We start from the raw sequence: 22800 nt of genomic DNA on the forward strand, positions 1-22800 counted from the left end.
CATCAGTCGAAGAGGGCGCGCACGTCCTCGGCGCCGATGGCCGTGGCCATCGCGCCGTCGCCATCGAGGACCTGCGCAAAGAGCTCGGCCTTCGACTCCTTGAGCGCCATCACCTTCTCCTCGATGGTGCCGGCCGAGACGAGCCGGTACGCCATCACGTGGCGCTGCTGGCCGATGCGGTGGGCGCGGTCGATGGCCTGGGCCTCGGCGGCCGGGTTCCACCACGGGTCGAGGACGAAGACGTAGTCGGCCTCGGTGAGCGTCAGGCCGGAGCCGCCGGCCTTGAGGCTGATCAGGAACGCCGGCTGGTCACCGTTCTTGAACGAGTCGATCACCGCGGGCCGGTTGCGGGTACGGCCGTCGAGGTAGACCGTCTCGATGCCCTCCTCGTCGAGGCGGGCCTGGACACGCTTGAGGTAGGTGGTGAACGTCGAGAAGACCAGCGCCCGGTGACCCTCGGCGGCGAGCTCGTGGAGGTGCTCGACGAGCACGTCGAGCTTGGCCGAGCCGACGCCCTCGTGCGCCTTGTCGACCAGCGCCGGGTCGAGGCTGAGCTGGCGCAGCCGGGTGAGCGCTCCGAAGATCGCGATCCGGTTGCGCTGGAAGTCGTCGACCAGGCCGAGGACGGTCTGCCGCTCGCGCTGCAGCTGGGTGTCGTAGATCCGGCGGTGCTTCGGCTCGAGGGCGATCTCGAGGATCTGCTCCTGCTTCGGCGGCAGGTCCGCGGCGACGAGCTCCTTGGTGCGGCGCAGCAGGAAGGGCCGGATCCGGCGGCGGAAGCGGGCCAGTGACTTCTCGTCGCCCTGCTGCTCGACCGGGCGCACCACCTGCTGGGTGAACCGCTTCGGGGAGGCGTAGAGCCCTGGCGCGACGATGGAGAGCAGGCTCCACAGCTCCATCAGCCGGTTCTCGAACGGCGTGCCGGTCAGCGCCAGGCGGAACGGCACGTCGAGGCGGCGTACCTCCTGATAGGTCTTGCCCTGGTGGTTCTTCACCGTGTGCGCCTCGTCGAGCACCAGCCCGCCCCACGACAGCTCGCGGTAGGCGTCGGCCTCGAGCCGGAAGAGCGTGTACGAGGTGACCACGATGTCGGCGCCGTCGTAGATGTCGGCCAGGCTCTCCTCGCGACGCGCGGCGGAGGCCAGCACGGCGCGGGCGGTCAGGCCGGGGGTGTGCCGGGCGGCCTCGCTGACCCACGTGCTGAGCACGCTGGTCGGAGCGACCACCAGGAACGGACCGGCGCCCTCGGAGCGCGCGTGCGCGATCAGGGCCAGCGTCTGGAGCGTCTTGCCCAGACCCATGTCGTCGGCCAGGATCCCGCCCAGCCCGTTCTCCCACAGATAGGAGAGCCAGCGGATGCCGTCGGCCTGGTAGGGCCGCGGGGTGGAGACGAGGCCGTCGAGCTGCGCGTCGGGCAGGCCCTCGAAGTCGCGCAGCGCGCGGGCCGTACGGGCCCAGGCGGCGACCTGGTTGTCGACGACGCCGAGCTCCTCGAGCTCGGCCCACAGCGCCAGGTCGTAGCGGCCGACCCGCAGTCCGTCGACGGGCTGGTCGACCAGCTGGCCGGCGTCGGCGACCAGCTCGGCGAGCTGGGCCAGACCCGGGTGGTCGGAGGGCAGGTGGCGCCCCGAGGCGGTGAAGACGACGGCCGCGCCGGTGGTGAGCGCGGTCAGGACGTCCTTCAGCGCGAGCGGCTCGCCGTCGACGGTGATCGTGATCCTGAGATCGAGCCAGTCGCGGTCGCTCGCCAGGTCGCCACCGTCGCCGTCGGCCTGCTCGAAGCTCACCTCCGGCGCGCTCAGCGCGGCGCGGAAGTCGAGCCGCTCCCCGCTCTCGTCGAGCTCGAACTCGCCGAGGTCGGCCGCGTGCTGGAGGGACGGGAGGAGCTGGTCGACGAAGCGGACCAGGTCGCCGTCGGTCCAGGAGCGGGCCGGCAGCAGCGCGCCGTGCTCGTCGCGCAGTGCCGCGTCGGCGCTCGGCGGGAGGGTGAGCGCGGCGAGGAGCTCGGTCTCGGCCTCGGGCTCGCGGACCGACCCGATGCCGTCGCGGGAGTCGATGCCGAAGGCGGTCGCGCCGCTCCCGGTGCCGTAGGCCCACGCCCAGGAGGTGTCGGCGCGGGTGCCGGTCCAGGCGACCGTCAGTCGCAGGCGCGGCGGGGTGATCTCGGGCAGCTCGAAGGACTTGTCGCTGGAGGCGGTGGGCAGCTGGCGGCGCAGGCGGGGGAGGTACTCGGTCTCGAACTCGGCGCGCTCGGCGGCAGGGATGACGACCGGCGCGGCGTTGAGCCGACGCTGCATCGACAGCGGAAGCGCGTCGCTCAGCGGCGCCAGCACCAGGGTGCGGCCGGTCGTCAGGCCGTGGTCGCCGTCGGGTCGGTGCAGCAGCGCGACCCCGTGGGCCGGCTCGCCGATCGCGGTGATCTCGCGGCCGACGCCGGGCCAGCGCAGACCCTCGTACGTGAGGCCGAGGCGTACGGACAGGTCGCCCTCGCCGGCGGGGGCGTCGGGGTCCGCGATCAGGTCGGCCTCGATCGCGAGCGGCTCCTCGATGACGACGATCGCGCCGATGCCGGGGCCGGGGACCAGCTCGATGCCGGCCTCGCGCATCCGGCGCAGCAGCGACCACAGCGACGGGCCGAGGCTGAGCAGGTTGGGGTTCTGCTGGCCGTACCCGCGCACGAACGAGGAGGCGAGATCGGCGAGCACCGCGACCTGGGCGGAGTCGAGCTCGGCGGCGTGGCGCATCGAGCTCTGCATGTCGTTCCAGCCGACACCGGAGGAGATCCAGCCCTTGCCGCCCCACTGCAGCGGGCGGATCGGCAGGATCCCGGACGCGGTCGACCAGCGGCTCTCGACGGCCTTGTACTCGATCTGCAGCGCCAGCGGCACGGCCGCGGCGCCCGTACGCGAGGAGCGCTCCTCGAGATCACCGAGCATCCCGCCCAGGTCTCGCGCCCACGAACGCTCCGGCTGCTGATCCATAACCCGCCAAGCCTAGGCGACCGAGCGAGCGCGACGCGAAGCGTCGAGGCGACGGGTGGTCCGAAGGGGGTGCCGAGGCTCGACCGCCGCACGATCAGGGTGCGTTGCGCTCGCGGAGACTACGATCCACACGTGACGACCTGGGTACGACGCGTTCTGGCCGCCTTGCACACCCCACGGTGGATCAGCCGGCTCGTGCTGACCGTCGGGGCGGTGTCGGTCGCGTCCGCGCTGCTCCCCGCGTTCCACGGCCGCCTGCACCTGGTGCAGGAGATGATCCCCGACATCTTCCCGGCGGCGGCGACCACCGGCGCGGCCGCGATCGGCACGATCCTGATCGTGCTCAGCGGCGGGCTGCGCCGCGGCAAGTTCCGCGCCTGGCTGCTCGCCACCATCCTGGCCGCGATCGCCTCCGTGCTGCACCTGGTCAAGGGCCTCGACGTCGAGGAGGCGCTGATGTGCGTCGGCCTCACCGCGCTGCTGCTGCGCTCACGCCGGGAGTTCTCCGCCCGGCCCGACCCCCGCTCCCTCGCCCGGGTCGTCACCGTCCTCACCCTGGGCCCGCTGATCGCCGGTGCGCTCGGCTTCCTCTGGCTGGTCCTCGACGACGCCGGCGAGGCCGCCGGCACAGGCACCCTCGCCCGGCTCGCCCAGGCGTACCTCGGGCTCATCGGCGTCCCCGGCCCGGTCGCCTTCGTCAGCACCGGCGAGTACGAGCAGTCCGCGATCGCGCTGCTGGTGCTCGGCGCGGCCGTCCTCCTCGTCGCCACCCTGGCCGCGCTGCGACCCGCCGGTGGCCCGCACCGGCTCGACGCCGACGAGCAGGGACGGGTGCGCGCACTGCTGGCCCGGTGGGGCTGGCTCGACTCGCTCGGCTACTTCGCCCTGCGCGACGACCGCTCCGTCGTCTTCCCGTCCTGCGGGCGCGCGGCGATCAGCTACCGCGTCATCGGCGGCGTCAGCCTCGCCGGCGGCGACCCCATCGGCGACCCCACCGCGTGGGGGGAGGCGATCGAGGCCTGGCTCGACGAGGCCAAGGCGTACGGCTGGACGCCCGCCGCCCTCGGCTCCAGCGAGCGCGGCGCGACCGCCTTCCACCGCGCCGGGCTGGAGTGCCTCGAGATCGGCGACGAGGCCATCATCCGCGCCGACGGGTTCACGCTCAGCGGCCGCTCGATGCGCGGCGTACGTCAGGCGGTGGCGCGGTGCGAGCGCGCCGGCGTCTCCATCACGGTCGAGCGGATGCGCGACCTCGACGCCGGTCGCGTCGAGGAGCTGCGCGCGCTCGCCGACGCATGGCGTGACGGCGCCGTGGAGCGCGGCTTCTCGATGGCGCTGGGCCGCTTCGGCGATCCGACCGACGCCGACTCGGTGCTGGTCACCGCGTCCGGCCCTCAGGGGGTGATCGGGCTCCTGCACCTGGTCCCCTGGGGCCCCGACGGCCTCTCGCTGGATCTGATGCGCCGCAGCCGCGGCACCGAGAACGGCGTCGTCGAGACGATGGTCGCCGGGCTGATGGCCGCCGCCCCCGACCTCGGCGTCGACCGGGTCTCGCTCAACTTCGCGGTCTTCCGCTCCGTCTTCGCCCGCGGCGAGCGCCTCGGCGCCGGCCCGGTGCAGCGGCTGTGGCGCGGGGTCCTGCTCTGGGCGTCGCGGTTCTGGCAGATCGAGTCGCTCTACCGCGCCAACGCGAAGTACCAGCCCGAGTGGGTGCCGCGGTTCATCGTCTTCCGTACGCCCGCCGACCTGCCGCGGGTGACGACGGCGGCGCTGCGCGCCGAGGCGTTCCTCTGCATGCCGACGCTCGGCCGACGCAGCGCCGGGTCGTCACCCGCCGACGGTGATCAGGCGGACTCGGCCTCGGACTTGATCCGCGAGAGCGTCTGAGACATGCCCTGCTCGAGGTCGGCGCGGAACGGCTCCTGACCACCGAGCAGCGCGCCGACCAGGACGTTCGAGAGCGTCGAGATGCCCTCGGGGGCGCGGCGGCGGTGAGTGACCTTGGTGCCGCCGTCGGCGGTGGGCTCGAGCTCGAAGGACCAGATCGTGCGGTTCTCGGTGATCCGGAAGGCGATCTCGCGCTCGGCGTCGAAGCGCACGATCTTGCCGGTGGTCGGCCAGCGCTTGAGGCCCTTCTTGTTCAGGTTGATCATCCGGCTGCCCAGGCGGGCCGGCGCCGGCAGGACGACCGTGCGGACGACCTGCGGCGACCACTTCGGCATGCGGGTCGGGTCGCTGACCAGCGACCAGACCGTCGCCGGCGTGGCCGCGATGGTGGTCTCGGCGGTGAGATCGGGAGAGTCAGTCATGCGGGCCAACCTACTGACGAGTAGCCTCGACGGCCAGCCTCAATCCCGTGCGCTCCACCACGTGCGCAGCCGCGCGGCCGCGTCGTCCTCCGACAGCACGCCCTCGTCCATCCGCAGCTCGAGCAGGAACTTGTACGCCTCGCCGACCTCGCGGCCCGGCTTGAGACCGAGCAGCGCCATGATCTGATCGCCGTTGAGAGCCGGACGCATGGCGCCGAGCTCCTCCTCCTCGGCCAGGCGGCCGATCCGCTCCTCGAGCGCGTCGTAGGTACGGGCGAGCCGCTCGGCCTTCTTGCGATTGCGGGTGGTGCAGTCGGCGCGGGTGAGGATGTGCAGCCGCTCGAGCTGGTCGCCCGCGTCGCGGACGTAACGGCGCACGGCGGAGTCGGTCCACTCGCCGGTGCCGTAGCCGTGGAAGCGCAGGTGCAGCTCGATCAGCTGGCAGACCGCGTCGATCTCGTCGTTGGAGAAGCGCAGCTCCTTCATCCGCTTGCGCGCGATCTTGGCGCCGACCACGTCGTGGTGGTGGAAGGTGACGACACCGCCCTCGACGAAGCGGCGGGTACGCGGCTTGCCGACGTCGTGCATCAGCGCCGCGAAGCGGCTGACGAAGTCGGGGCCCTCCGAGACGCCGGCGGCGGCCAGCCGCGGCTCGAGGTCGATCGCCTGCTCCAGCACGGTCAGGCTGTGCTCGAAGACGTCCTTGTGCCGGTGGTGCTCGTCGCTCTCCAGCTTCAGCGCCGGCAGCTCGGGCAGCACGATGGCGGCGATCCCGGTCTCGACGAGCAGCGTCAGGCCCAGGCGCGGCGACGGCGCGCAGATCAGCTTGACCAGCTCGTCGCGCACCCGCTCGGCGGAGATGATCCCGATGCGGCCGGCCATGTCGGTCATCGCGGACACCACCGCCGGGTCCACGGTGAAGCCGAGCTGCGCGGCGAAGCGCGCGGCACGCATCATCCGCAGCGGGTCGTCGGAGAAGGACATCTCCGGAGCGCCCGGCGTGCGGAGCACGCCGTGGGCCAGATCGATCACCCCGCCATACGGGTCCTCCACCTGCCGCGCCACCCCGCCGGGACCGGCCAGGCGTACGGCCATAGCGTTGACGGTGAAGTCGCGCCGCCCGAGGTCCCCGGCGAGGTTGTCGCCGTACTCCACGACCGGCTTGCGCGAGTCCGGGTCGTAGGCCTCGGAGCGGTACGTGGTGATCTCGACGTCGAGCTGGTCGCCGCCGCTCACCTTCATCGGGGCGCGGGCGCCGATGGTGCCGAAGTCGCGGCCCATGTCCCACGTCGCCTTGGACCAGGTCTTGAGCAGCCGCTCGGTCTCGTCCGGCAGCGCGGACGTGGTGAAGTCGAGGTCGTTGACCGCGCGCCCGAGCATCGCGTCTCGCACCGGGCCGCCGACCAGCGCCAGCTCGTGGCCGGCGTCCGCGAAGAGCGCGGCGAGCGGATCGAGCACGGGCGCGAGCCGGTCCAGCTCGGCGTCGACCCGGCGCTGCACCTCGACGATGGAGAGCGGGGCGAACGTGCTTGCGGACATGAGTCCACAGTTTATGAGGACCGCATGGTCAGCCCGATATCGTCACACCCATGCCGTCTCGCCGTACCGTCCCTGCGTGGGCGTCGGCACCGACCGCACTGGCACTGCTCCTCGGTGCCCTGCTGCCCCTCGCCGCGGTCGCCACCGCCGGCCCCGCACAGGCCGTCGTGCACCGCACGGACGCAGCGACCGCGGCCGCTGACGCCGACCCGCTCAGCGTCTCGATCGATCGATTGACCCCCTCGACGCTGAAGGACGACCCTGCCCGCGGCACCGTCCGGGTCGCCGGCACGGTGACCAACGACGACACCCAGACCTGGCAGTCGCTCAACGTCTACGCCTTCATCGGCAGCACGCCGCTGACCACCGAGACCGAGCTCGCCGAGGCCGCGATCTCGGACCCGAGCGCCCAGGGCGGCATCGAGCGGATCACCACCTACGGCGAGTTCGCCACCCTGCCGGACCTGGCCCCGGGCGCCAGCGCCGACTTCGAGATCGCGATCCCGCGCGCCGACCTGCACGGCGACACGTTCGGCCCGCCCACCGCGTCCGGCGTCTACTGGTTCGGCGTCCAGGTGCTCGGCACCAGCGCCGACGGCGCCCGCGACGGCCTGGCCGACGGCCGCGCCCGTACGTTCCTCCCGCTCGTCGCCCGGCCGGGACACGTCAAGCACCCCGTCCGCGCCGCGATCGTGGTGCCGCTGCGCCAACGGGTCCTGCGCCAGCCCGACGGCAGCGTGGCCTCGGTGGCCCACTGGGCCCGCGAGCTCGCCCCCGGCGGACGGCTGTGGGACCTGCTCGACTTCGCCGGCGGCCACCAGGTCTCCTGGCTGATCGACCCCGCGCTCATCGACGCGGTCAAGCAGCTCGCCGACGGCAACGCGCCGCGCAGCATCGCCCCGACCGACGGCAGCGAGCAGGGCGGCAAGGGCGGCACCCCCACGCAGTCCCCGAGCCCCACCCACACCGCGACGGTCAGCCGCTCGCTGGCGCGCACCGTCGACCCGACCGCCGCCACCGCGCCGGCGAAGGCCTGGCTGGCCCACCTGCTGCCGGTCCTGAAGCAGAGCCCCGCGGTCTACGCCCTCCCGTACGGGGACCTCGACCTCTCCGCCGCCGCCCGCAACGACCCGGGGCTCTACGCCGTCGCCCGTGACCGTGGCGCCGCCGCCCTCAGCGCGCTCGGCATCACCGCGCTCCCCCTCGACGTGCCCACCACCGGGTACGTGCAGCCCGACGCGATCCGGCTCGGCGAGTCGACCACGCCGCTGCTGCTCAGCGACCGCGCGATCAGCGGCGGCGCGCCGCCGGTGGCCACGATCGCCGGCCGTACGGTCTTCACCACCTCCTCACTCGTCGCCGCCGGCGGCCCGACACCGGGTCGGCAGGTGAGCCCGGTGCCGATGCGCCAGGAGCTGCTCGCGCAGGCCTCGATGCGGCTCGCGAGCGGCGCGCCGGTGCTGGCCGTGCTGCCCTTCGACTGGTCGGCGGGCGCCGATGCCGGTGCTGCCGGCACGGATCTCTTCAACGGCCTCGACCTGCCCTGGCTCGACCTGACCACGGTCACGAGCGCGGTCGAGCCGGTGATCGAGCGGGACGTCGACCCGGCGCGGCTGCACTACCCGGACGCCGAGCTCGGCGCGGAGCTGCCGCCCACCGTCTTCCACGCGGTCTCCGCGCTGCGCGCGAGCGGCACGACGCTGCAGAGCGTGCTGCCGCACAACGACGCGGTCGCCGCCGTGGTGCTCGACGACGCGCTGACCAGCGCCTCGTACACCGCTCGGGGCGGGAACGGTGCCTCCGGCACCGCCGCCGACCGCAGCCGCGCGGTGATCGAGTCCCAGCTGCACTCGATCACGGTCACGGCCCCGCCGTCCGTGACGCTGGCCAGCGACCACGGCAAGTTCAACGCCACCGTGGTCAACCACCTCGATCAGCCGGTCCAGGTCAAGGTCAAGGCGATCACCGACGGTGAGCTCACCGTCGGCGGCTCGGGGCGCCTCGAGATCCCGGCCGGGCGCAGCGCCGGCGTGCTGCTGAGCGCGACCGCGCACGCCAACGGCATCCACCACGTCGTCCTGCGGCTCACCACCATCGACGGCAAGCCGCTCGGCTCGCAGGACGCGTTCCCGATCCGGGCGGCCCAGGTCAGCCGGATCATCTGGCTCTTCATCGGCGGCGGCCTCGGCCTGCTCTTCGCCGCCATCGTGGTGCGACTGGTCCGCCGGATCCGCAACCGCCTGCGCGGCGGCCCGGCGGTGGAGGCCCCGTGAGCGGCAAGCGGGTCGCGCGCCGCGAGCGCCGTTCGTACGGCGGGCTCGGCAGCGCCAGCGCGGTGATGGCGGTCGGGACGCTCTTCTCCCGGCTGTCGGGCTTCGTGCGCGCCGCGCTGCTCGCCGCCGCCATCGGCTCGGTGGGCCGCGCCGACGTCTTCAACGTCGCCAACACGATCCCCAACATGCTCTACATCCTGCTGGCCGGCGGCGTCTTCAACGCCGTGCTGGTGCCGCAGCTGGTCCGCGCGATCAAGCAGGACGACGACGGCGGTGAGGCGTACACCCAACGGATCGTCACGCTCGCCACTGTCTTCCTCGGGGCGGTCACCGTGATCCTGGTGGCCGCGGCGCCGCTGCTGATCCACCTCTACTTCCACGGCCACACCGACTCCGAGACGGCGAGCGCGATCGCGTTCGCCCGCTACTGCCTGCCGCAGGTGTTCTTCTACGGCATGTTCGTGCTGGTCGGACAGGTGCTCAACGCGCGCGGCAGCTTCGGTCCGATGATGTGGGCGCCGATCGCCAACAACATCGTCTCGGTGGCCGTGCTGGTCACCTTCATCCTGCAGTTCGGCGCCTCCGGCGTCGGTGACTACACCCGTGCCGAGGAGCAGCTGCTCGGACTCGGCTCCACGGCCGGCATCGCGCTGCAGTTCCTCATCCTGCTGCCGTTCCTGCGAGCCGCCGGCTTCCACTTCCGGCCGCGCTTCGACTTCCGCAACAGCGGACTGGGGCACACGTTCAGCCTGGGCATCTGGACGGTCCTGTTCGTGATCGTCAACCAGGCCGCGTACCTCGTCATCACCGCGCTGGCCACCGGCGGCACCGGCGAGCACGCCTCCGGCAAGCACGGCACCGGCTACACGATCTACTCCAACTCGTTCCTGCTCACGCAGGTGCCGCACTCGATCATCACGGTCTCGCTGGCGACCGCGATCCTGCCCACCCTGTCGGCGCGGGTGGTCGCGCTCGACCCGCGGGGCTTCGCGTACGCGGTGATGCGCACGCTGCGCTCCTCGATCGCGATCGTGCTGCCCTTCGCCGCCCTGCTGCCGGTGCTGTCCGCGGACCTGGGCCACGTGCTCTTCGGCTTCGGCGCCTCGGCCGACCAGTTCCACAAGTACGGCCCGACGATCGCGATCTTCGGGCCCGGGCTCTTCTTCTTCACCCTGCAGTACGTGCTGCTGCGCGGCTTCTACGCCCTCGAGCGCAACAAGACCGTGTTCTGGATGCAGTGCCTGGTCGCCGGCGTGAACGTCCTGGCCGCGGTGCTGCTGGTCGGGCACGTCTCCCCGGCGCACACCGCGCCCGCGCTGGCCGCCGCCTGGGGACTGGCGTACTTCGTCGGCTCGATCAACGCCTACACCCGCCTCGACCGCCGGATCGGGCCGCTGCGCACCGACCTCCTGATCCGCTTCCTCATCCGGATGCTGCTGGTCACGGCCGTCGCGACCACGACCGCGTGGATCCTCGGCCGCGGCTTCGACCACGTCTGGCCCGACCGCACCTGGCTGCTGGCCGCGATCAAGTCCGCCGTGGTCGGCGGCGTGGACCTCGGCCTGATCTTCGTCGGCGCCCGACTCCTGCGGATCACCGAGCTGACCGGATTCATCCGCACGCTGGCCGCCCGCCTTGGCCGGTCATGACTACTCTCGGCTCATGAGCGTGCATCGGCCCGGCGACGTCCTTGCGGGGCGCTACCGGCTGGCCGACCTGCTCAGCGAGACCGAGCACGGCCGGTTCTGGCTGGCCCACGACAGCATCCTCGGACGCCCGGTCGCGGTCCACGTCCTCGACGCCGACGACCCGCGCGCGCCCAGGCTGATGGCCGCCGCCCGCGCCTCGGCGTCGATCGCCGACCAGCGGCTGCTGCGCGTGCTCGACGCGGAGAGCCGTGAGGGCATCTCGTACGTCGTCAACGAGTGGGGCCGCGGCTCCTCCCTCGACATCCTGCTGGCCCGCTCCGGGCCGCTCTCGGCGGAGCGTGCCGCGTGGATCACCGCGCAGGTCGCCGCGACGCTCGCCAAGGCCCACCACCTGGGCTACGCGCACGGCCGGCTCAACCCGGAGAACGTGCTCATCGACGAGGCCGGCGCGGTGCGGGTCATCGGCTTCGCCGTCGAGGCGGCGCTGTACGGGCTGCCCGAGGGCTCGGCCGCCGAGGACGACACGGCCCTGGCCGGGATCCTCACCGCCTGCCTCACCGGTACGTGGCCGGGCACGACCCCTTCCTCCGTACCGGCGACGCCGTTGAGCGGCGGCCACCCGCTGCGCCCGCGCCAGGTGCGCGCCGGGGTGCCGCGCGTGCTCGACGAGCTGTGCGAGCTGGCGCTCAACCCGGACGCCCACGGCCGACACTCCACCCCGGCGCTCGACGCCCGCTACCTGCACGACCGGCTGATGGAGTTCGTCGGGGAGCCGCCGGACCTCTCCGAGCTGCCCAACGAGCGCGGCCGGCTCAGCCCGGGGACCGGCCCGATCGGGGTGATCTCCTATCCCACCGGAGCGAGCCCGGCCGTCGGCGGGGCCGCGTCCTCTGGGTCTGCGGCTGGAACGGCGCCCGCGCCCGCCGGCCATCCGATCATCGAGCCGGGCACCGACCTGGCCACCGGCGACGCGACCCGGATCGCCGGGCCGATGAGTGACGCCGAGGCGGCCGCCGCTGCCGGCGGCGGTGCCGGAGGCGCCCACGACGAGGGCGACGCCACCCAGCACGGCCTCCCCTCCTTCGAGGACGACGACAGCTGGCACCGCCCGCGCGACGTCCCCGCCCCGCCGCCACCCCCGTTGGACCCGCCGGCGCCCAAGCCCCTCTTCGCCGACGAGCCACACACCCCGCGCGACGCGGTCTCGACGGCGGGCGCGGCCGGTGGCGGCGACCCGATCGAGTTCTGGCCGTGGGTCGACGACTCGCCGCCGCGTACCGGTGCGATCCGCACCCCGGCTCCCGATCACGACGAGCCGCCGCGCAGCCGCTGGCTCCCGTACGCGGTGGGCTTCGTGGTGCTCCTGGTCGTCGTCTCGGTCGCGCTGATCGTGCGCCAGGCGACCGACGACGGTCCCCGGCGACCCGGCGCGACCGACAGCCCGACCGGGACCGGGACCGGGACCGCGGCCTCGCCGATCACGAACCTCACCGCCACCGACTTCGACCCGTTCGGCGACCCGCCGGACGAGTACCCCGAGGACGCCCACCTCGCCGTCGACGGCCGTCCCGGAACCGCCTGGCACACCAGTACCTACACCGACCAGCTCGGCGACGCGCCGCCCGCGCTCAAGAGCGGCGTGGGCCTGGTGATCGACCTCAAGCGCACGTACGCGCTCGCCACCGCGACCCTCACCGTCGACGGCGGCCCTACCGACGTCTCGCTGTACGTCACCGACACCAGGCCGACCACCCCGAACGGCCTCAAGGCGGCTGCACGCGTCACCGTGACGTCGCCCGAGCAGCACGTGCCGCTGCACAACGTAGCCGGTCGCTACCTCGTCGTCTGGCTGACCTCGCTGCCCCACGTCGGTGACGGCTACCGCGGCTCCGTCGCCGAGATCGGCGCCACCGGCACACGCATCGGATCTCAGGTCGACTGAACCGGCAGGGGCGGGAATCTTTGTCGCCTACGATCGGTTCTCGAAGCGTCACCGATCCAGGGAGTCCATCCATGACCAGCTCGCCCACCGAGCCCCGCAACGTCATCATCATCGGCTCCGGCCCGGCTGGTTACACCGCAGCCGTCTACGCCGCGCGCGCGGAGCTCAACCCGCTCATCTTCGAGGGGTCGGTGACCGCCGGCGGTGCGCTGATGAACACCACCGAGGTGGAGAACTTCCCGGGCTTCCGTGACGGCATCATGGGTCCCGAGCTGATGGACAACATGCGGGCCCAGGCCGAGCGCTTCGGCGCCGAGCTCATCCCCGACGACGTCGTCGAGGTCGACCTGTCCGGCGAGATCAAGATCGTCAAGACCGCCACCGAGACCCACTACGCCAAGTCCGTGATCCTGGCGATGGGCTCGGGCTACCGCAAGCTCGGCCTGCCCCGTGAGGACGAGCTGTCGGGTCGCGGCGTCTCCTGGTGCGCGACCTGCGACGGGTTCTTCTTCCGCCAGAAGCCGATCGTCGTCGTCGGCGGCGGCGACTCCGCCGTCGAGGAGGCCACCTTCCTCACCCGCTTCGGCTCGTCGGTGACGCTGCTCGTACGCCGCGAGGAGCTGCGCGCCTCCAAGATCATGCAGGAGCGCGCCTTCAACGACCCGAAGCTAGAGATCCAGTGGAACTCCGCGATCGAGTCCTTCAACGGCACCGACTCCGTCGAGTCGCTGACGGTCGTCGACACGGTGACCGGTGAGAAGCGCGAGCTCGAGGCCGCCGGCGTCTTCATCGCCATCGGCCACGACCCCCGCTCGGAGGTCGTCAAGGGCCAGGTCGAGCTCGACGCCGAGGGCTACGTCGTCGTCGGCCCGAACGTCTCCGGTGGCGCTCCTGCGGGCACGGCCACCAACATCCCGGGTGTCTTCGCCTGCGGTGACCTGGTCGACCACACGTACCGCCAGGCGATCACCGCCGCCGGCTCCGGCTGCGCCGCGGCCCTCGACGCGGAGCGCTTCCTCGGCGACCTCGAGCACCACAACGTCGCGGCGCTCGCCAACGCCTGATCCAGTGACGCGCCGGGAACAGATCCCGTACGCCGCCTGTTCTACCAACAGACTTCAGCAACTCATCACATGAAAGGTGACCCCATGGCTGACAACATCTCCGCCGTGACCGACGCCGAGTTCGACGCCACGGTCCTCAAGTCCGACAAGCCCGTCCTGGTCGACTTCTGGGCAGAGTGGTGCGGCCCGTGCCGCCAGGTCGCTCCGATCCTCAACGAGATCGCCAGCGAGCACAGCGACAAGGTCACCTTCCTGAAGATGAACGTCGACGAGAACCCGGTGACGCCGTCCAACTACCGCGTCACGGGCATCCCGACGATCAACGTCTACCAGAACGGCGAGGTCGTGAAGTCGATCGTCGGCGCGAAGCCGAAGGCCGCCCTGCTCAACGAGCTGGCCGCCTTCCTCGGCTGATCTCCACACCGCTCGAGACGGAAGCGGCCCTCACTTCGGTGGGGGCCGCTTCTGCATGTCAGTGGGTCCGTCTCGCCGGCGCCGGATGCGGCACGTGCCGACGTGGACGGACCACGCCCAGCACCTTCTCCAAGGCCGCGTCCCGCCACGTGATGGCACTGGAGAGCTCCATCCGCAGCCGCGGGGCGGTGGGGTGGGCGCGGTGCGTCTTGAACCCGACGTGCGCGAGGAACTCCGCCGGCGCCGCGCACCGTGACCCGTTCAGGCCACTGAGCGGACCCACGTCGCCGAACGCCTCCACTGCCTTCACGCCGCCGCGCAGGATGAGGTCACGCGCCATCCCCTGGACGAGCATCCGCCCGAGCCCACCGCCCGCGTACGCCGGCTCCAGCCACACGGTGGTGAGCAGGACGGCGTCCTCGGAGACCGGAGCCGTCGGGAAGGACTCGGCTCCCGGCGCGAACCGGGCCGGGACGTAGATGAGGTAGCCGACGACGCGGTCGTCGACCACCGCGACCCGACCGCAGGAGCCCCACTCCCGCAGCACCTCGCTGACCCACGCCTCCTTGACCGCCGCGCGCTCGGCGGGCGGCACCCGGTCGCGCCGTACGGGATCGAGCTCCCAGAACAGGCAGGAGCGGCACGGGGCACTCAGCTCGGCGAGCCGGTCCAGTGTCAAGGGCAGGACTTTGCGTGACATCTCACTCCGCCGGGTCGGTCTGTGGAGATGCGAACAGGTGTGACATCCTTCATGCTAGGACGATCATGGACACTTCTCCCACCACGCGCAGCAGCAGCACTCGACTCGACCCGTATGTCGACCGCTACGCCGCGCGCACGGCCGGGATGACCCAGTCCGAGATCCGAGCTCTCTTCGCCGTGGCGTCCCGGCCTGAGGTCGTCTCCCTCGCCGGTGGCATGCCCAACATCTCGGGTCTCCCCCTCGACGTCGTCAGTGGCGCCATCGACGGCGTGGTCCGCGATCACGGCACCGTCGCCATGCAGTACGGCTCCGGCCAGGGCATGCTCGAGCTGCGCGAGCAGATCACCGAGGTGATGCGCCTCGAGGACATCGACGCCCACCCCGACGACGTCGTCGTGACCGTCGGCTCCCAGCAGGCCGTCGATCTGGTGACCCGCATCTTCTGCGACCCGGGCGACGTGATCATCTGCGAGGCGCCCTCATACGTCGGCGCCCTGGGCGTCTTCCGCTCCTACCAGTGCGACGTCGTGCACGCCGAGATGGACGCCGACGGCCTCATCCCGGACGCGCTGCGCGCCGCGATCGCGGGCACCCGCGCGGCCGGCAAGAAGATCAAGTTCCTCTACACGATCCCCAACTTCCACAACCCGGCCGGCGTGACGATGTCGCTGGAGCGCCGTCACGAGATCGTGCAGATCTGTGAGGAGGAGGGCGTCCTCATCCTCGAGGACAACCCGTACGGCCTGCTCGGCTTCGACGCCGACCCGATGCCGGCGCTGCGCTCGATCTCGAGCGAGAACATCATCTATCTCGGCTCGTTCTCCAAGACGTTCGCGCCGGGCTTCCGGGTCGGGTGGGCGCTCGCGCCGCACACCGTCCGCGAGAAGCTGGTGCTCGCCCAGGAGAGCGCGACGCTGTGCCCGCCGCAGTTCAGCCAGATGGCCATCGGGGCGTACCTGGCGCAGCACGACTGGCAGGGCCAGATCAAGCAGTTCCGCGAGATGTACCGCGAGCGCCGCGACGCGATGATCAGCGCGCTCAACGACATGATGCCCGCGGGCTGCCACTGGAACGTCCCGGCCGGCGGCTTCTACGTCTGGATGACGCTCCCCCAGGGCATCAACGCCAAGGCGATGCTCCCGCGCGCGGTCACCGCCCGCGTCGCGTACGTGCCGGGCACCGCGTTCTTCGCCGACGGCTTCGGCTCCTCGGCCATGCGCCTCTCGTTCTGCTACCCCACACCCGAGCGGATCCGCGAGGGCGTCCGCCGTCTCGCCGGGGTGATCGAGGAGGAGATGGAGCTGCGCGCCACCTTCGGCGCCACCGAGCGGCTCGACACCCTCCCGATGGGCAACGAGACCCCGAGCACCGACACCCAGTGACCCGGGACGTCCTGCGCCTTGCTCCGCACTGGGGCACGCCCGCCTGACGTCCGACGGGCGCTGAAGCCCCGAAACGGCCGCGATTCTGAGGAATCGGGGTCGTTTCGTGATTCCGGCACCTCGCTCAAAATCGCTCTCACAGAACTTTTCCGGGGCTTGGCCGGCACATCGCCGGTGCTGCCGTCCGTCCGGGGGCGGCTGGACGCGGATCGGATGACGTCCTACGCCCTGACGTCCTGGCGTCGCGATGCGCCGACTCGCACCTCGGCGGCTACGCGGCCATGGACCAGCAGAGACGACGAAGGCCGGGCGCGCTGCGCCCGGCCTCCATACTTTGTCGACTTATCTCTTCATCGTTAGATCACTTTGTCGCTGCGATTTCGCGGATCCATGATCTCCACGATCCGCTGCAGGTCCTCGAGGGTGGCGAACTCGACGGTGATCTTCCCCTTCGCCCGGCCCATGTCGACCTTGACGCTGGTCTCGAAGCGATCCGCGAGTCGGTCGGCGAAGGTATTGAGCTCGGGGGCCGGGCCCTTGAGGCGGGCCGAGCGGCGCTTGGGCTGCTTCTCGCCGTCGATCTCGCGCAGGGCGACGATCTCCTCCAGGCCGCGGACGCTGATCCCCTCGGCCACGACCCGCTGAGCGAGCTGGTCCTGCAGCGCGGCATCGCCCACGCCGAGCAGGGACCGGGCGTGTCCGGCCGAGAGCACACCGGCGGCGACCCGTCGCTGCACGGCCGGCGACAGCTTGAGGAGCCGCAGCGTGTTGCTGATCTGCGGGCGCGAGCGACCGATGCGGGCAGCGAGCTCGTCGTGGGTGCAGCCGAAGTCGTCCAACAGCTGCTTGTACGCCGACGCCTCCTCCAGCGGATTGAGCTGACTGCGGTGCAGGTTCTCCAGGAGCGCGTCCCGGAGCATGTCGGTGTCCTCGGTCTCGCGGACGATCGCAGGGATCGACGACAGGCCGGCACGCTGACTGGCGCGGAAACGACGCTCTCCCATGACGAGCTCGAACTCGCCACCGTCGACCGCACGCACCACCACGGGCTGCAGGACGCCGATCTCGCGGACGGAATGGACCAGTTCGTCCATCGCCTCCTCGTCGAAGACGCTGCGCGGCTGGACGTGATTGGGCCGGATCGAGGTCAGCGGCAGCTCAGCGAAGTAAGCCCCTTCCACGGGCCTCAGACCCGAATCTTCGATCTGAGAGCCTCGCGCGAGGTAGGTGGGTCCCAGGTCCGGCGAGGTGCCGTTCGTCGATCCTGGAGCAAAGTCCGCATCGCGGACAGTGTGGTTGCGCTGAGCGTGCTCGCCCGACTCGGTGTCGACCTCGGGTGCAGCGGTCGGGATCAGCGAGCCGAGACCACGTCCCAGACCCCGCTTCGGTGCCGGCTTGCTCACGCGTCGGTCCCCTTCCTGGCGATCTCCCGAGCTGCCTCGAGGTAGCTCAGCGCACCCGGCGAGCCCGGGTCGTAGGTCATCACGGTCTGCCCGTAGGACGGCGCCTCCGAGACCCGCACGGAGCGCGGGATGAAGGTCTTCAGCACCTGGTCGCCGAAGTGACCGCGGACCTCCTCGGCGACACCAGCGGCGAGGCGGGTGCGCGCGTCGTACATGGTGATCAGGATCGTCGAGACGGCGAGCTCCGGGTTGAGGTGGGCACGCACCATGTCGACCGTCTTCAGCAGCTGGCCGAGTCCCTCCAGGGCGTAGTACTCGGCCTGGATCGGGATCAGCATCTCCGCGCCCGCGACGAGCGCGTTGAGGGTCAGCAGGCCGAGCGACGGCGGGCAGTCGATGAGCACGTAGTCCCACCGCTCCTCCCCGATCGATGCGTCACCGACGCGACCGCTGCCGAGCAGCGCCTTCTTCAACCGGCCCTCACGGGCGACGACGCTGACGAGCTCGATCTCCGCCCCCGCGAGGTCGATCGTCGCCGGGACGACCTCGACCATCGGGACCTCGGGACAGGGCCGGACGACGTCGTTCAGCGCGACGTCCTCGACGAGGAGCTCGTACGTCCCGGGGGTGCCCTGGAAGTGCTCGACGGACAGTGCCGTGGAGGCGTTCCCCTGCGGGTCGAGATCGACGACCAGGACGCGCTGGCCGAGCTGCGCGAGGCCGACGGCGAGGTTCACCGTGGAGGTCGTCTTGCCGACGCCGCCCTTCTGATTGGCCACCACCATCACGCGGGTCGCGGACGGGCGGGGCATCGGCGGGCGCGCCTGGGAGGCCTGCCGCGCGAGGATCGTGTTCTCGGTGGCGCGCGCGAGCGGCGTCGCCTCGTCGGCGATCACCTCCGCGTAGTCGGCCAGGTCCGCGGCGGTGCGTACCCGGAAGGCGGCCGCGCCGGTTTCACGTGAAACATCGGCCTCCCCCGCGCGGGTCCCGTCCTGTGGAGAAACAGCGCCATCCTGTGGATAGTCACGCTCAGACACCTGGTCAGAACCGGTGGAAAACTCTGGGGACGTCGACACTGGAGACTCCGAGTCGTCGTGGGTGATGCCCTCGGTCACGTGTTCTTCCTCCGCTTCGTACGGGCCTTCTGCTTGCCGCCCTGGCTGGCCCCTTGCCGGCGCCGCACCGCAGCAGGCACAGACGTCAAACCTACCTTCGTCGGATCAGCCCACGCCACTCGTACGGCGAGGGTGGTCTCCTCGAGCAGGCCTTCCCCGAGCGTGCTGATCGTGGGCTCCGCGCAGCCGAACGCATCGAGCACCTCACGGACCTCCTCGATCTCCGTGGTGATCGATGAGCCCTTCATCGCCACCAGCGCTCCGGGGGCGGCGACCAACGGCATCGACCACTCGAGCAGGCGGCCCAGGGGTGCCACCGCGCGGGAGGTGACGACCTCGAAGGTGCGCTTGCCGTGCAGCAGATCCGCGCGGCCGCGGACGACCTCGACGTTGTCGAGGCCGAGCTGCTCGACCACCTCGGTGAGGAACGTCGTGCGTCGCAGCAACGGCTCGATGAGGGTCATCCGCAGGTCGGGGCGATGGATAGCCAGCACCAGGCCGGGGAGGCCGGCACCGGAGCCGATGTCGGCCACCGTGGCGTTCTCGGGAAGGAGCTCTCCCAGGACCGCACAGTTGAGGATATGGCGGTCCCACAGCCGCGGAGCCTCGCGGGGACCGATCAGCCCGCGCACGACGCCCTCCGTCGCCAGCAACTCGGTGTAGGCCTCCGCCAGGGGCAGCCGGTCGGGCTGGAACACCTTCCGTGCCACGTCGGGCATGGGGGGCGTTTCACGTGAAACGTCGCTCATAGAGAAGAGACTATGTGGCCGTCACGGTACGGCCGAGACGGGGCCGCGCCGGTCAGGCGCAGATGTGAGAACGCCGACTCGTCGGGCGCCGAACGTCCATAGGACTGCGCCCAGCCACCTCGGTGCAGGGTGACGTCGGGCGACACGCGGCTCTCATCACGGCCGTCGTCACAGAGGCGTGGCTTCTCCGCGTGCGACGGCGTGCCCTGGACGTGGAGCGTCTTCACGCGAAGCAAGCCACCTCGACACGCCGTCGCGCATTCGTCGCGGGCGATCGGTGCAGGATTCCCGGGCCATGACCTTCCGTGTCTTCCGGGCGCCGGGCGAGGAGGCGGCGGAAGAATGCGCAGCCCATGGAGCGCCCAGCCGTTTCACGTGAAACGACGCCGCAGCCAGCTGGAGCCTGAGCGCACCGGATGTACGGGGATCCGCGCCGACAGACGACGGATGCGAGGGACCACCTGCGTAGGAATCGGACTCCACCGGCGGCTCGGCAGGTCGCGGCGACGAGAGGGCGTTGCCAGAGGTCCATGAGGCGGCACCTGGGTTTCACCTGAAACGATGCCTAGGGGAGCCCGACTCATCGGCGCTCGGAGACACCCGAGGCCAATGTGACGCTGCCGTACCGCCCTCAATGCTCAAACGAGCCGTAGTCGTCGACCCGCTGCGACGAGGAGACGCCGCAGAACTGGACGACGGATCGAGTTTGTCGCGGCAGTCAGCCGCCGTTTCACGTGAAACCACCGACAGGGGAGCAGGCGCCATCTGTCGCGAGAACGAAACGAGCAGCCAGCCCCGCCCTCCGCGACCGCCATCGGGCCCACGACGACAGGCGCACCCCAGGCTGACCGGCCCCAGCCGCCTCACCGCCCGCATGACGTCCCGGCACAAAGGAACACCCTCCGTGCGTCAGGCACGGAGGGTGTTTCACGTGAAACGTGGTTCAGTCGATCAGGCGGGGAGCACCACGACGTAGCGACGGGGCTCCGCGCCCTCGGACTCCGAGGTGAGACCGGCGGCCGCGACGGCGTCGTGGACGACCTTGCGCTCGAACGGCGACATCGGCTTCAGCGAGACCGGCTCGCCAGACGCCTTCACCGTGGCGACGGTCTCGGCGGCGAGCGCCTCGAGCGTCGAGCGGCGGTTGGCCCGGAAGCCCGAGACGTCGAGCATCAGGCGTGAGCGCTCGCCGGTCTCGCGGTAGACCGCGAGACGGGTGAGCTCCTGGAGCGCGTCCAGGACCTCACCGTGCTGGCCGACGAGCTGGGACAGATCGGCACCGACGATGGAGACGGCCGCGCGGTCGCCCTCCACGTCCATGTCGAGGTCGCCGTCAAGGTCGGCGATGTCGAGCAGCTCCTCGAGGTAATCGGCGGCGATGTCGCCCTCACGCTCGAGCTGCTTGACGCGGTCGCCCTCGGTGGCGGCCACCTTCTCCTCAGTCATATCCATGCATCCCTTCTCGGGGGTCGGTCAGCGCTACTTGCTCTTGCGCTGGCTGCGGGTCTGCTTCTTCGGCTGCTGACGAGCAGCCGGGCGTCGGTCGTCCGCGGCGGGCGCCTCCGCCACGTCCGCGGAATCGACGCTGGCGACGGTGCCACCGTGGCGGGCGGCCTTGCGGGCCGCCTTCTCACGGTCGCGCTCCAGCTTCGCCTTCTCCGCCGGCGTGCCGGGAGCCGGGCTGTTGCGGATGACGTAGAACTGCTGGCCCATGGTCCACACGTTGGAGGTGGTCCAGTAGAGCATCGCGGCGATCGGGAAGGCGATGCCGGAGATCGCGAAGACGAAGGGGAGGACGTAGAGCAGGATCTTCTGCTGCTGCGCGTACTGGCCCTGCATGGCCTCGGCGGGCATGTTCTTCGCCATCAGCTGACGCTGGGTGAAGAAGGTGGTGGCACACATCGCCACGACGAGGACGGCCGCGAGGACGCGGACCGAGGTGTCGTGGGTGCCGTTGAAGGTGTCGGCCAGGCGGGCGCCGAAGATCTTCGCGTCGGCGAAGTGGTGCACGTCGGCGACCGAGAGGAAGCCCTTGGCCTCGTTGTGCGCGGCCTTGTTCACCAGGCGGAAGAGCACCAGGAAGATCGGCATCTGGATCAGGAGCGGCAGGCACGAGGCGAACGGGTTGGTACCCGTGTCCTTGTACAGCTTCATCGTCTCCTGGGCGAGACGCTCACGGTCGTGGCCGTACTTCTTCTGCAGCTCCTTCACCTTGGGCTGGATGAGCTGCATGTTGCGCGAGGACTTGATCTGCTTGACGAAGAGCGGGATCAGCAGGGCGCGGATCGTGACCGTGAGGCCGACGATCGCGAGCACCCAGGACCACCCGTTCTCGGGGGAGAGGACCAGGGTGACCACCCGGTGCCAGAACAGCAGAATGCCGGAGATGGCGTAGTACAGCGGCGTCGCGATCGCGCTGAAGAAATCGCCCACGGATCAGGCTCCTTGTTATCGGATTAACCCGCGAAGCCGCGGGACGAAGGGGTGGGGGTGCGCTCGGGCACCGGGTCGTAGCCGCCGGCCGTCCAGGGATGGCAGCGGCCGAGCCGGCGCACCGCGAGCCAGGAGCCGCGGAGAGCGCCGTGACGCTCCACCGCCTCCAGCGCGTACGCCGAGCACGACGGGTGATAGCGGCACACCTGGCCGTAGAGCGGGCTGATCAGGAACCGGTAGGCCTTGAGCAGACCGATGAGAACGTGCTTCACGACATCACCCGTTGCACACAACGACCGAGGTCGGCGCCCAGTTCCTCATAGGTGGCGTCGGCTGCGGCCGGATTCGCGCGTACGACGAGCACAGCAGAGCCCGGGAGGTCCCTGAGGGACTCCCGGGCCAGATGCCTGAGGCGTCGCTTCACGCGGTTGCGGACCACAGCCGGGCCGACAGCCTTGCTGACCACGAAACCGACTCGAGCCGGAGCCACCTCGTCGGCGTGCCACAGGTGCACGACCAGACGAGAGGTTCCGGCTCGACGTCCCTGACGCACCGCGACCCGGAACGAGTCCGGGTCGGTCAATCGGTGCGTGCGGGAAAGCACGGCGAGGTCAGCCGGGCCGACCTCAGACCGCGAGTTCCTTGCGACCCTTACGGCGGCGAGCGTTCAGAATGGCGCGGCCGGCGCGGGTGCGCATGCGCAGGCGGAAGCCGTGCGTCTTGGCGCGACGACGGTTGTTCGGCTGGTACGTACGCTTGCTCACGAGCTCAATCTCTTTCGCTTAGGTTTCTGGGCCTTCGCACAGCACAAAACACTGTGCGAGCGACCGGTCAACGGTACGCG

At 71.0% G+C, this 22800-nt stretch carries 19 protein-coding genes; 7 read left to right on the plus strand and 12 right to left on the minus strand.

The genetic code is table 11. The features are described from left to right. Positions 1 to 2: 2 nt before the first annotated feature. Positions 3 to 2981 carry a DEAD/DEAH box helicase gene (locus KSO98_RS15915; RefSeq protein WP_225286673.1) on the minus strand — a complete coding sequence of 993 codons (2979 nt, stop codon included), beginning with the start codon at positions 2979 to 2981 and terminating at the stop codon, positions 3 to 5. A 132-nt stretch (positions 2982 to 3113) separates the two neighbouring features. Between KSO98_RS15915 and KSO98_RS15920 the strand changes: the two genes are divergently transcribed. Then, entirely contained in the window at positions 3114 to 4868 is a 1755-nt protein-coding gene (locus tag KSO98_RS15920; protein ID WP_225286674.1) for a phosphatidylglycerol lysyltransferase domain-containing protein, read from the plus strand. On the opposite strand, the gene KSO98_RS15925 is transcribed toward KSO98_RS15920, so the two are convergent. Together KSO98_RS15925 and KSO98_RS15930 are read right to left on the minus strand one after the other, a co-directional pair. Then, on the minus strand, positions 4826 to 5290 hold the full coding sequence (locus tag KSO98_RS15925; RefSeq protein ID WP_225286675.1) for an SRPBCC family protein: 465 nt from the start codon (positions 5288 to 5290) through the stop codon (positions 4826 to 4828). The genes KSO98_RS15920 and KSO98_RS15925 overlap by 43 nt on opposite strands. Before the next feature lie 39 nt (positions 5291 to 5329). Then, the gene (locus tag KSO98_RS15930; protein ID WP_225286676.1) at positions 5330 to 6829 is read right to left on the minus strand and encodes a CCA tRNA nucleotidyltransferase; all 1500 of its coding nucleotides are present in this window, start codon (positions 6827 to 6829) and stop codon (positions 5330 to 5332) included. Between the two features lie 50 nt (positions 6830 to 6879). Here KSO98_RS15930 and KSO98_RS15935 point away from each other — a divergent pair, with 50 nt between their 5' ends. The 5 genes from KSO98_RS15935 (at position 6880) to trxA (ending at position 14171) form a co-directional block, all read left to right on the plus strand. Then, the gene (locus KSO98_RS15935) at positions 6880 to 9102 is read left to right on the plus strand and encodes a DUF6049 family protein (RefSeq protein ID WP_225286677.1); all 2223 of its coding nucleotides are present in this window, start codon (positions 6880 to 6882) and stop codon (positions 9100 to 9102) included. Then, the gene (murJ, locus tag KSO98_RS15940; protein WP_225286678.1) at positions 9099 to 10751 is read left to right on the plus strand and encodes a murein biosynthesis integral membrane protein MurJ; all 1653 of its coding nucleotides are present in this window, start codon (positions 9099 to 9101) and stop codon (positions 10749 to 10751) included. Before KSO98_RS15935 ends, murJ begins: the two co-directional genes overlap by 4 nt. Before the next feature lie 13 nt (positions 10752 to 10764). Next, positions 10765 to 12693 carry a protein kinase family protein gene (locus KSO98_RS15945; protein ID WP_225286680.1) on the plus strand — a complete coding sequence of 643 codons (1929 nt, stop codon included), beginning with the start codon at positions 10765 to 10767 and terminating at the stop codon, positions 12691 to 12693. A gap of 71 nt (positions 12694 to 12764) precedes the next feature. Further along, positions 12765 to 13757 (plus strand): thioredoxin-disulfide reductase, encoded by a 993-nt coding sequence (trxB, locus tag KSO98_RS15950; RefSeq protein WP_225286681.1) that lies wholly within the window; start codon positions 12765 to 12767, stop codon positions 13755 to 13757. 84 nt (positions 13758 to 13841) lie between these two features. Next, complete coding sequence (gene trxA, locus KSO98_RS15955) at positions 13842 to 14171, plus strand: thioredoxin (protein ID WP_225286682.1); 330 nt, start codon at positions 13842 to 13844, stop codon at positions 14169 to 14171. Between the two features lie 58 nt (positions 14172 to 14229). On the opposite strand, the gene KSO98_RS15960 is transcribed toward trxA, so the two are convergent. After that, positions 14230 to 14850: a GNAT family N-acetyltransferase gene (locus KSO98_RS15960; RefSeq protein ID WP_225286683.1), complete on the minus strand. Its 621-nt coding sequence runs from the start codon at positions 14848 to 14850 to the stop codon at positions 14230 to 14232. Positions 14851 to 14936: 86 nt separating this feature from the next. Here KSO98_RS15960 and KSO98_RS15965 point away from each other — a divergent pair, with 86 nt between their 5' ends. Beyond that, the gene (locus KSO98_RS15965) at positions 14937 to 16256 is read left to right on the plus strand and encodes an aminotransferase-like domain-containing protein (protein ID WP_225286686.1); all 1320 of its coding nucleotides are present in this window, start codon (positions 14937 to 14939) and stop codon (positions 16254 to 16256) included. 356 nt (positions 16257 to 16612) lie between these two features. Here KSO98_RS15965 and KSO98_RS15970 read toward each other — a convergent pair whose 3' ends face one another. The 8 genes from KSO98_RS15970 to rpmH form a co-directional block, all read right to left on the minus strand. Further along, positions 16613 to 17437, minus strand: coding sequence for a ParB/RepB/Spo0J family partition protein (locus KSO98_RS15970; RefSeq protein WP_308012780.1), 825 nt, complete (start codon positions 17435 to 17437; stop codon positions 16613 to 16615). Between the two features lie 218 nt (positions 17438 to 17655). After that, on the minus strand, positions 17656 to 18696 hold the full coding sequence (locus tag KSO98_RS15975) for a ParA family protein (RefSeq protein ID WP_308012781.1): 1041 nt from the start codon (positions 18694 to 18696) through the stop codon (positions 17656 to 17658). A 74-nt stretch (positions 18697 to 18770) separates the two neighbouring features. Beyond that, on the minus strand, positions 18771 to 19493 hold the full coding sequence (gene rsmG, locus KSO98_RS15980) for a 16S rRNA (guanine(527)-N(7))-methyltransferase RsmG (protein WP_225286687.1): 723 nt from the start codon (positions 19491 to 19493) through the stop codon (positions 18771 to 18773). Positions 19494 to 20474: 981 nt separating this feature from the next. Further along, complete coding sequence (locus KSO98_RS15985) at positions 20475 to 20969, minus strand: Jag family protein (protein ID WP_225286751.1); 495 nt, start codon at positions 20967 to 20969, stop codon at positions 20475 to 20477. Positions 20970 to 21002: 33 nt separating this feature from the next. After that, positions 21003 to 21956 carry a membrane protein insertase YidC gene (gene yidC / locus KSO98_RS15990; RefSeq protein WP_225286688.1) on the minus strand — a complete coding sequence of 318 codons (954 nt, stop codon included), beginning with the start codon at positions 21954 to 21956 and terminating at the stop codon, positions 21003 to 21005. A 23-nt stretch (positions 21957 to 21979) separates the two neighbouring features. Next, positions 21980 to 22228 carry a membrane protein insertion efficiency factor YidD gene (gene yidD, locus KSO98_RS15995; RefSeq protein WP_225286689.1) on the minus strand — a complete coding sequence of 83 codons (249 nt, stop codon included), beginning with the start codon at positions 22226 to 22228 and terminating at the stop codon, positions 21980 to 21982. Beyond that, positions 22225 to 22560, minus strand: coding sequence for a ribonuclease P protein component (gene rnpA, locus KSO98_RS16000; RefSeq protein ID WP_225286690.1), 336 nt, complete (start codon positions 22558 to 22560; stop codon positions 22225 to 22227). Before rnpA ends, yidD begins: the two co-directional genes overlap by 4 nt. Positions 22561 to 22582: 22 nt before the next feature. Next, entirely contained in the window at positions 22583 to 22720 is a 138-nt protein-coding gene (gene rpmH / locus KSO98_RS16005) for a 50S ribosomal protein L34 (protein WP_225286692.1), read from the minus strand. Positions 22721 to 22800 lie beyond the last annotated feature (80 nt).

Source organism: Nocardioides nematodiphilus, from assembly GCF_020216525.1.
Lineage (GTDB): Bacteria > Actinomycetota > Actinomycetes > Propionibacteriales > Nocardioidaceae > Nocardioides > Nocardioides nematodiphilus.

What these genes read in the sequence shown, in the direction of transcription:
- KSO98_RS15935 (WP_225286677.1), top strand. Translation starts at nt 6,880, where the DNA reads ATGCCGTCTCGCCGTACCGTCCCTGCGTGGGCGTCGGCACCGACCGCA.
- KSO98_RS15930 (WP_225286676.1), bottom strand. Translation starts at nt 6,829, where the DNA reads ATGTCCGCAAGCACGTTCGCCCCGCTCTCCATCGTCGAGGTGCAGCGC.
- KSO98_RS15945 (WP_225286680.1), top strand. Translation starts at nt 10,765, where the DNA reads ATGAGCGTGCATCGGCCCGGCGACGTCCTTGCGGGGCGCTACCGGCTG.
- KSO98_RS15915 (WP_225286673.1), bottom strand. Translation starts at nt 2,981, where the DNA reads ATGGATCAGCAGCCGGAGCGTTCGTGGGCGCGAGACCTGGGCGGGATG.
- KSO98_RS15925 (WP_225286675.1), bottom strand. Translation starts at nt 5,290, where the DNA reads ATGACTGACTCTCCCGATCTCACCGCCGAGACCACCATCGCGGCCACG.
- KSO98_RS15965 (WP_225286686.1), top strand. Translation starts at nt 14,937, where the DNA reads ATGGACACTTCTCCCACCACGCGCAGCAGCAGCACTCGACTCGACCCG.
- trxA (WP_225286682.1), top strand. Translation starts at nt 13,842, where the DNA reads ATGGCTGACAACATCTCCGCCGTGACCGACGCCGAGTTCGACGCCACG.
- KSO98_RS15985 (WP_225286751.1), bottom strand. Translation starts at nt 20,969, where the DNA reads ATGACTGAGGAGAAGGTGGCCGCCACCGAGGGCGACCGCGTCAAGCAG.
- trxB (WP_225286681.1), top strand. Translation starts at nt 12,765, where the DNA reads ATGACCAGCTCGCCCACCGAGCCCCGCAACGTCATCATCATCGGCTCC.
- rsmG (WP_225286687.1), bottom strand. Translation starts at nt 19,493, where the DNA reads ATGCCCGACGTGGCACGGAAGGTGTTCCAGCCCGACCGGCTGCCCCTG.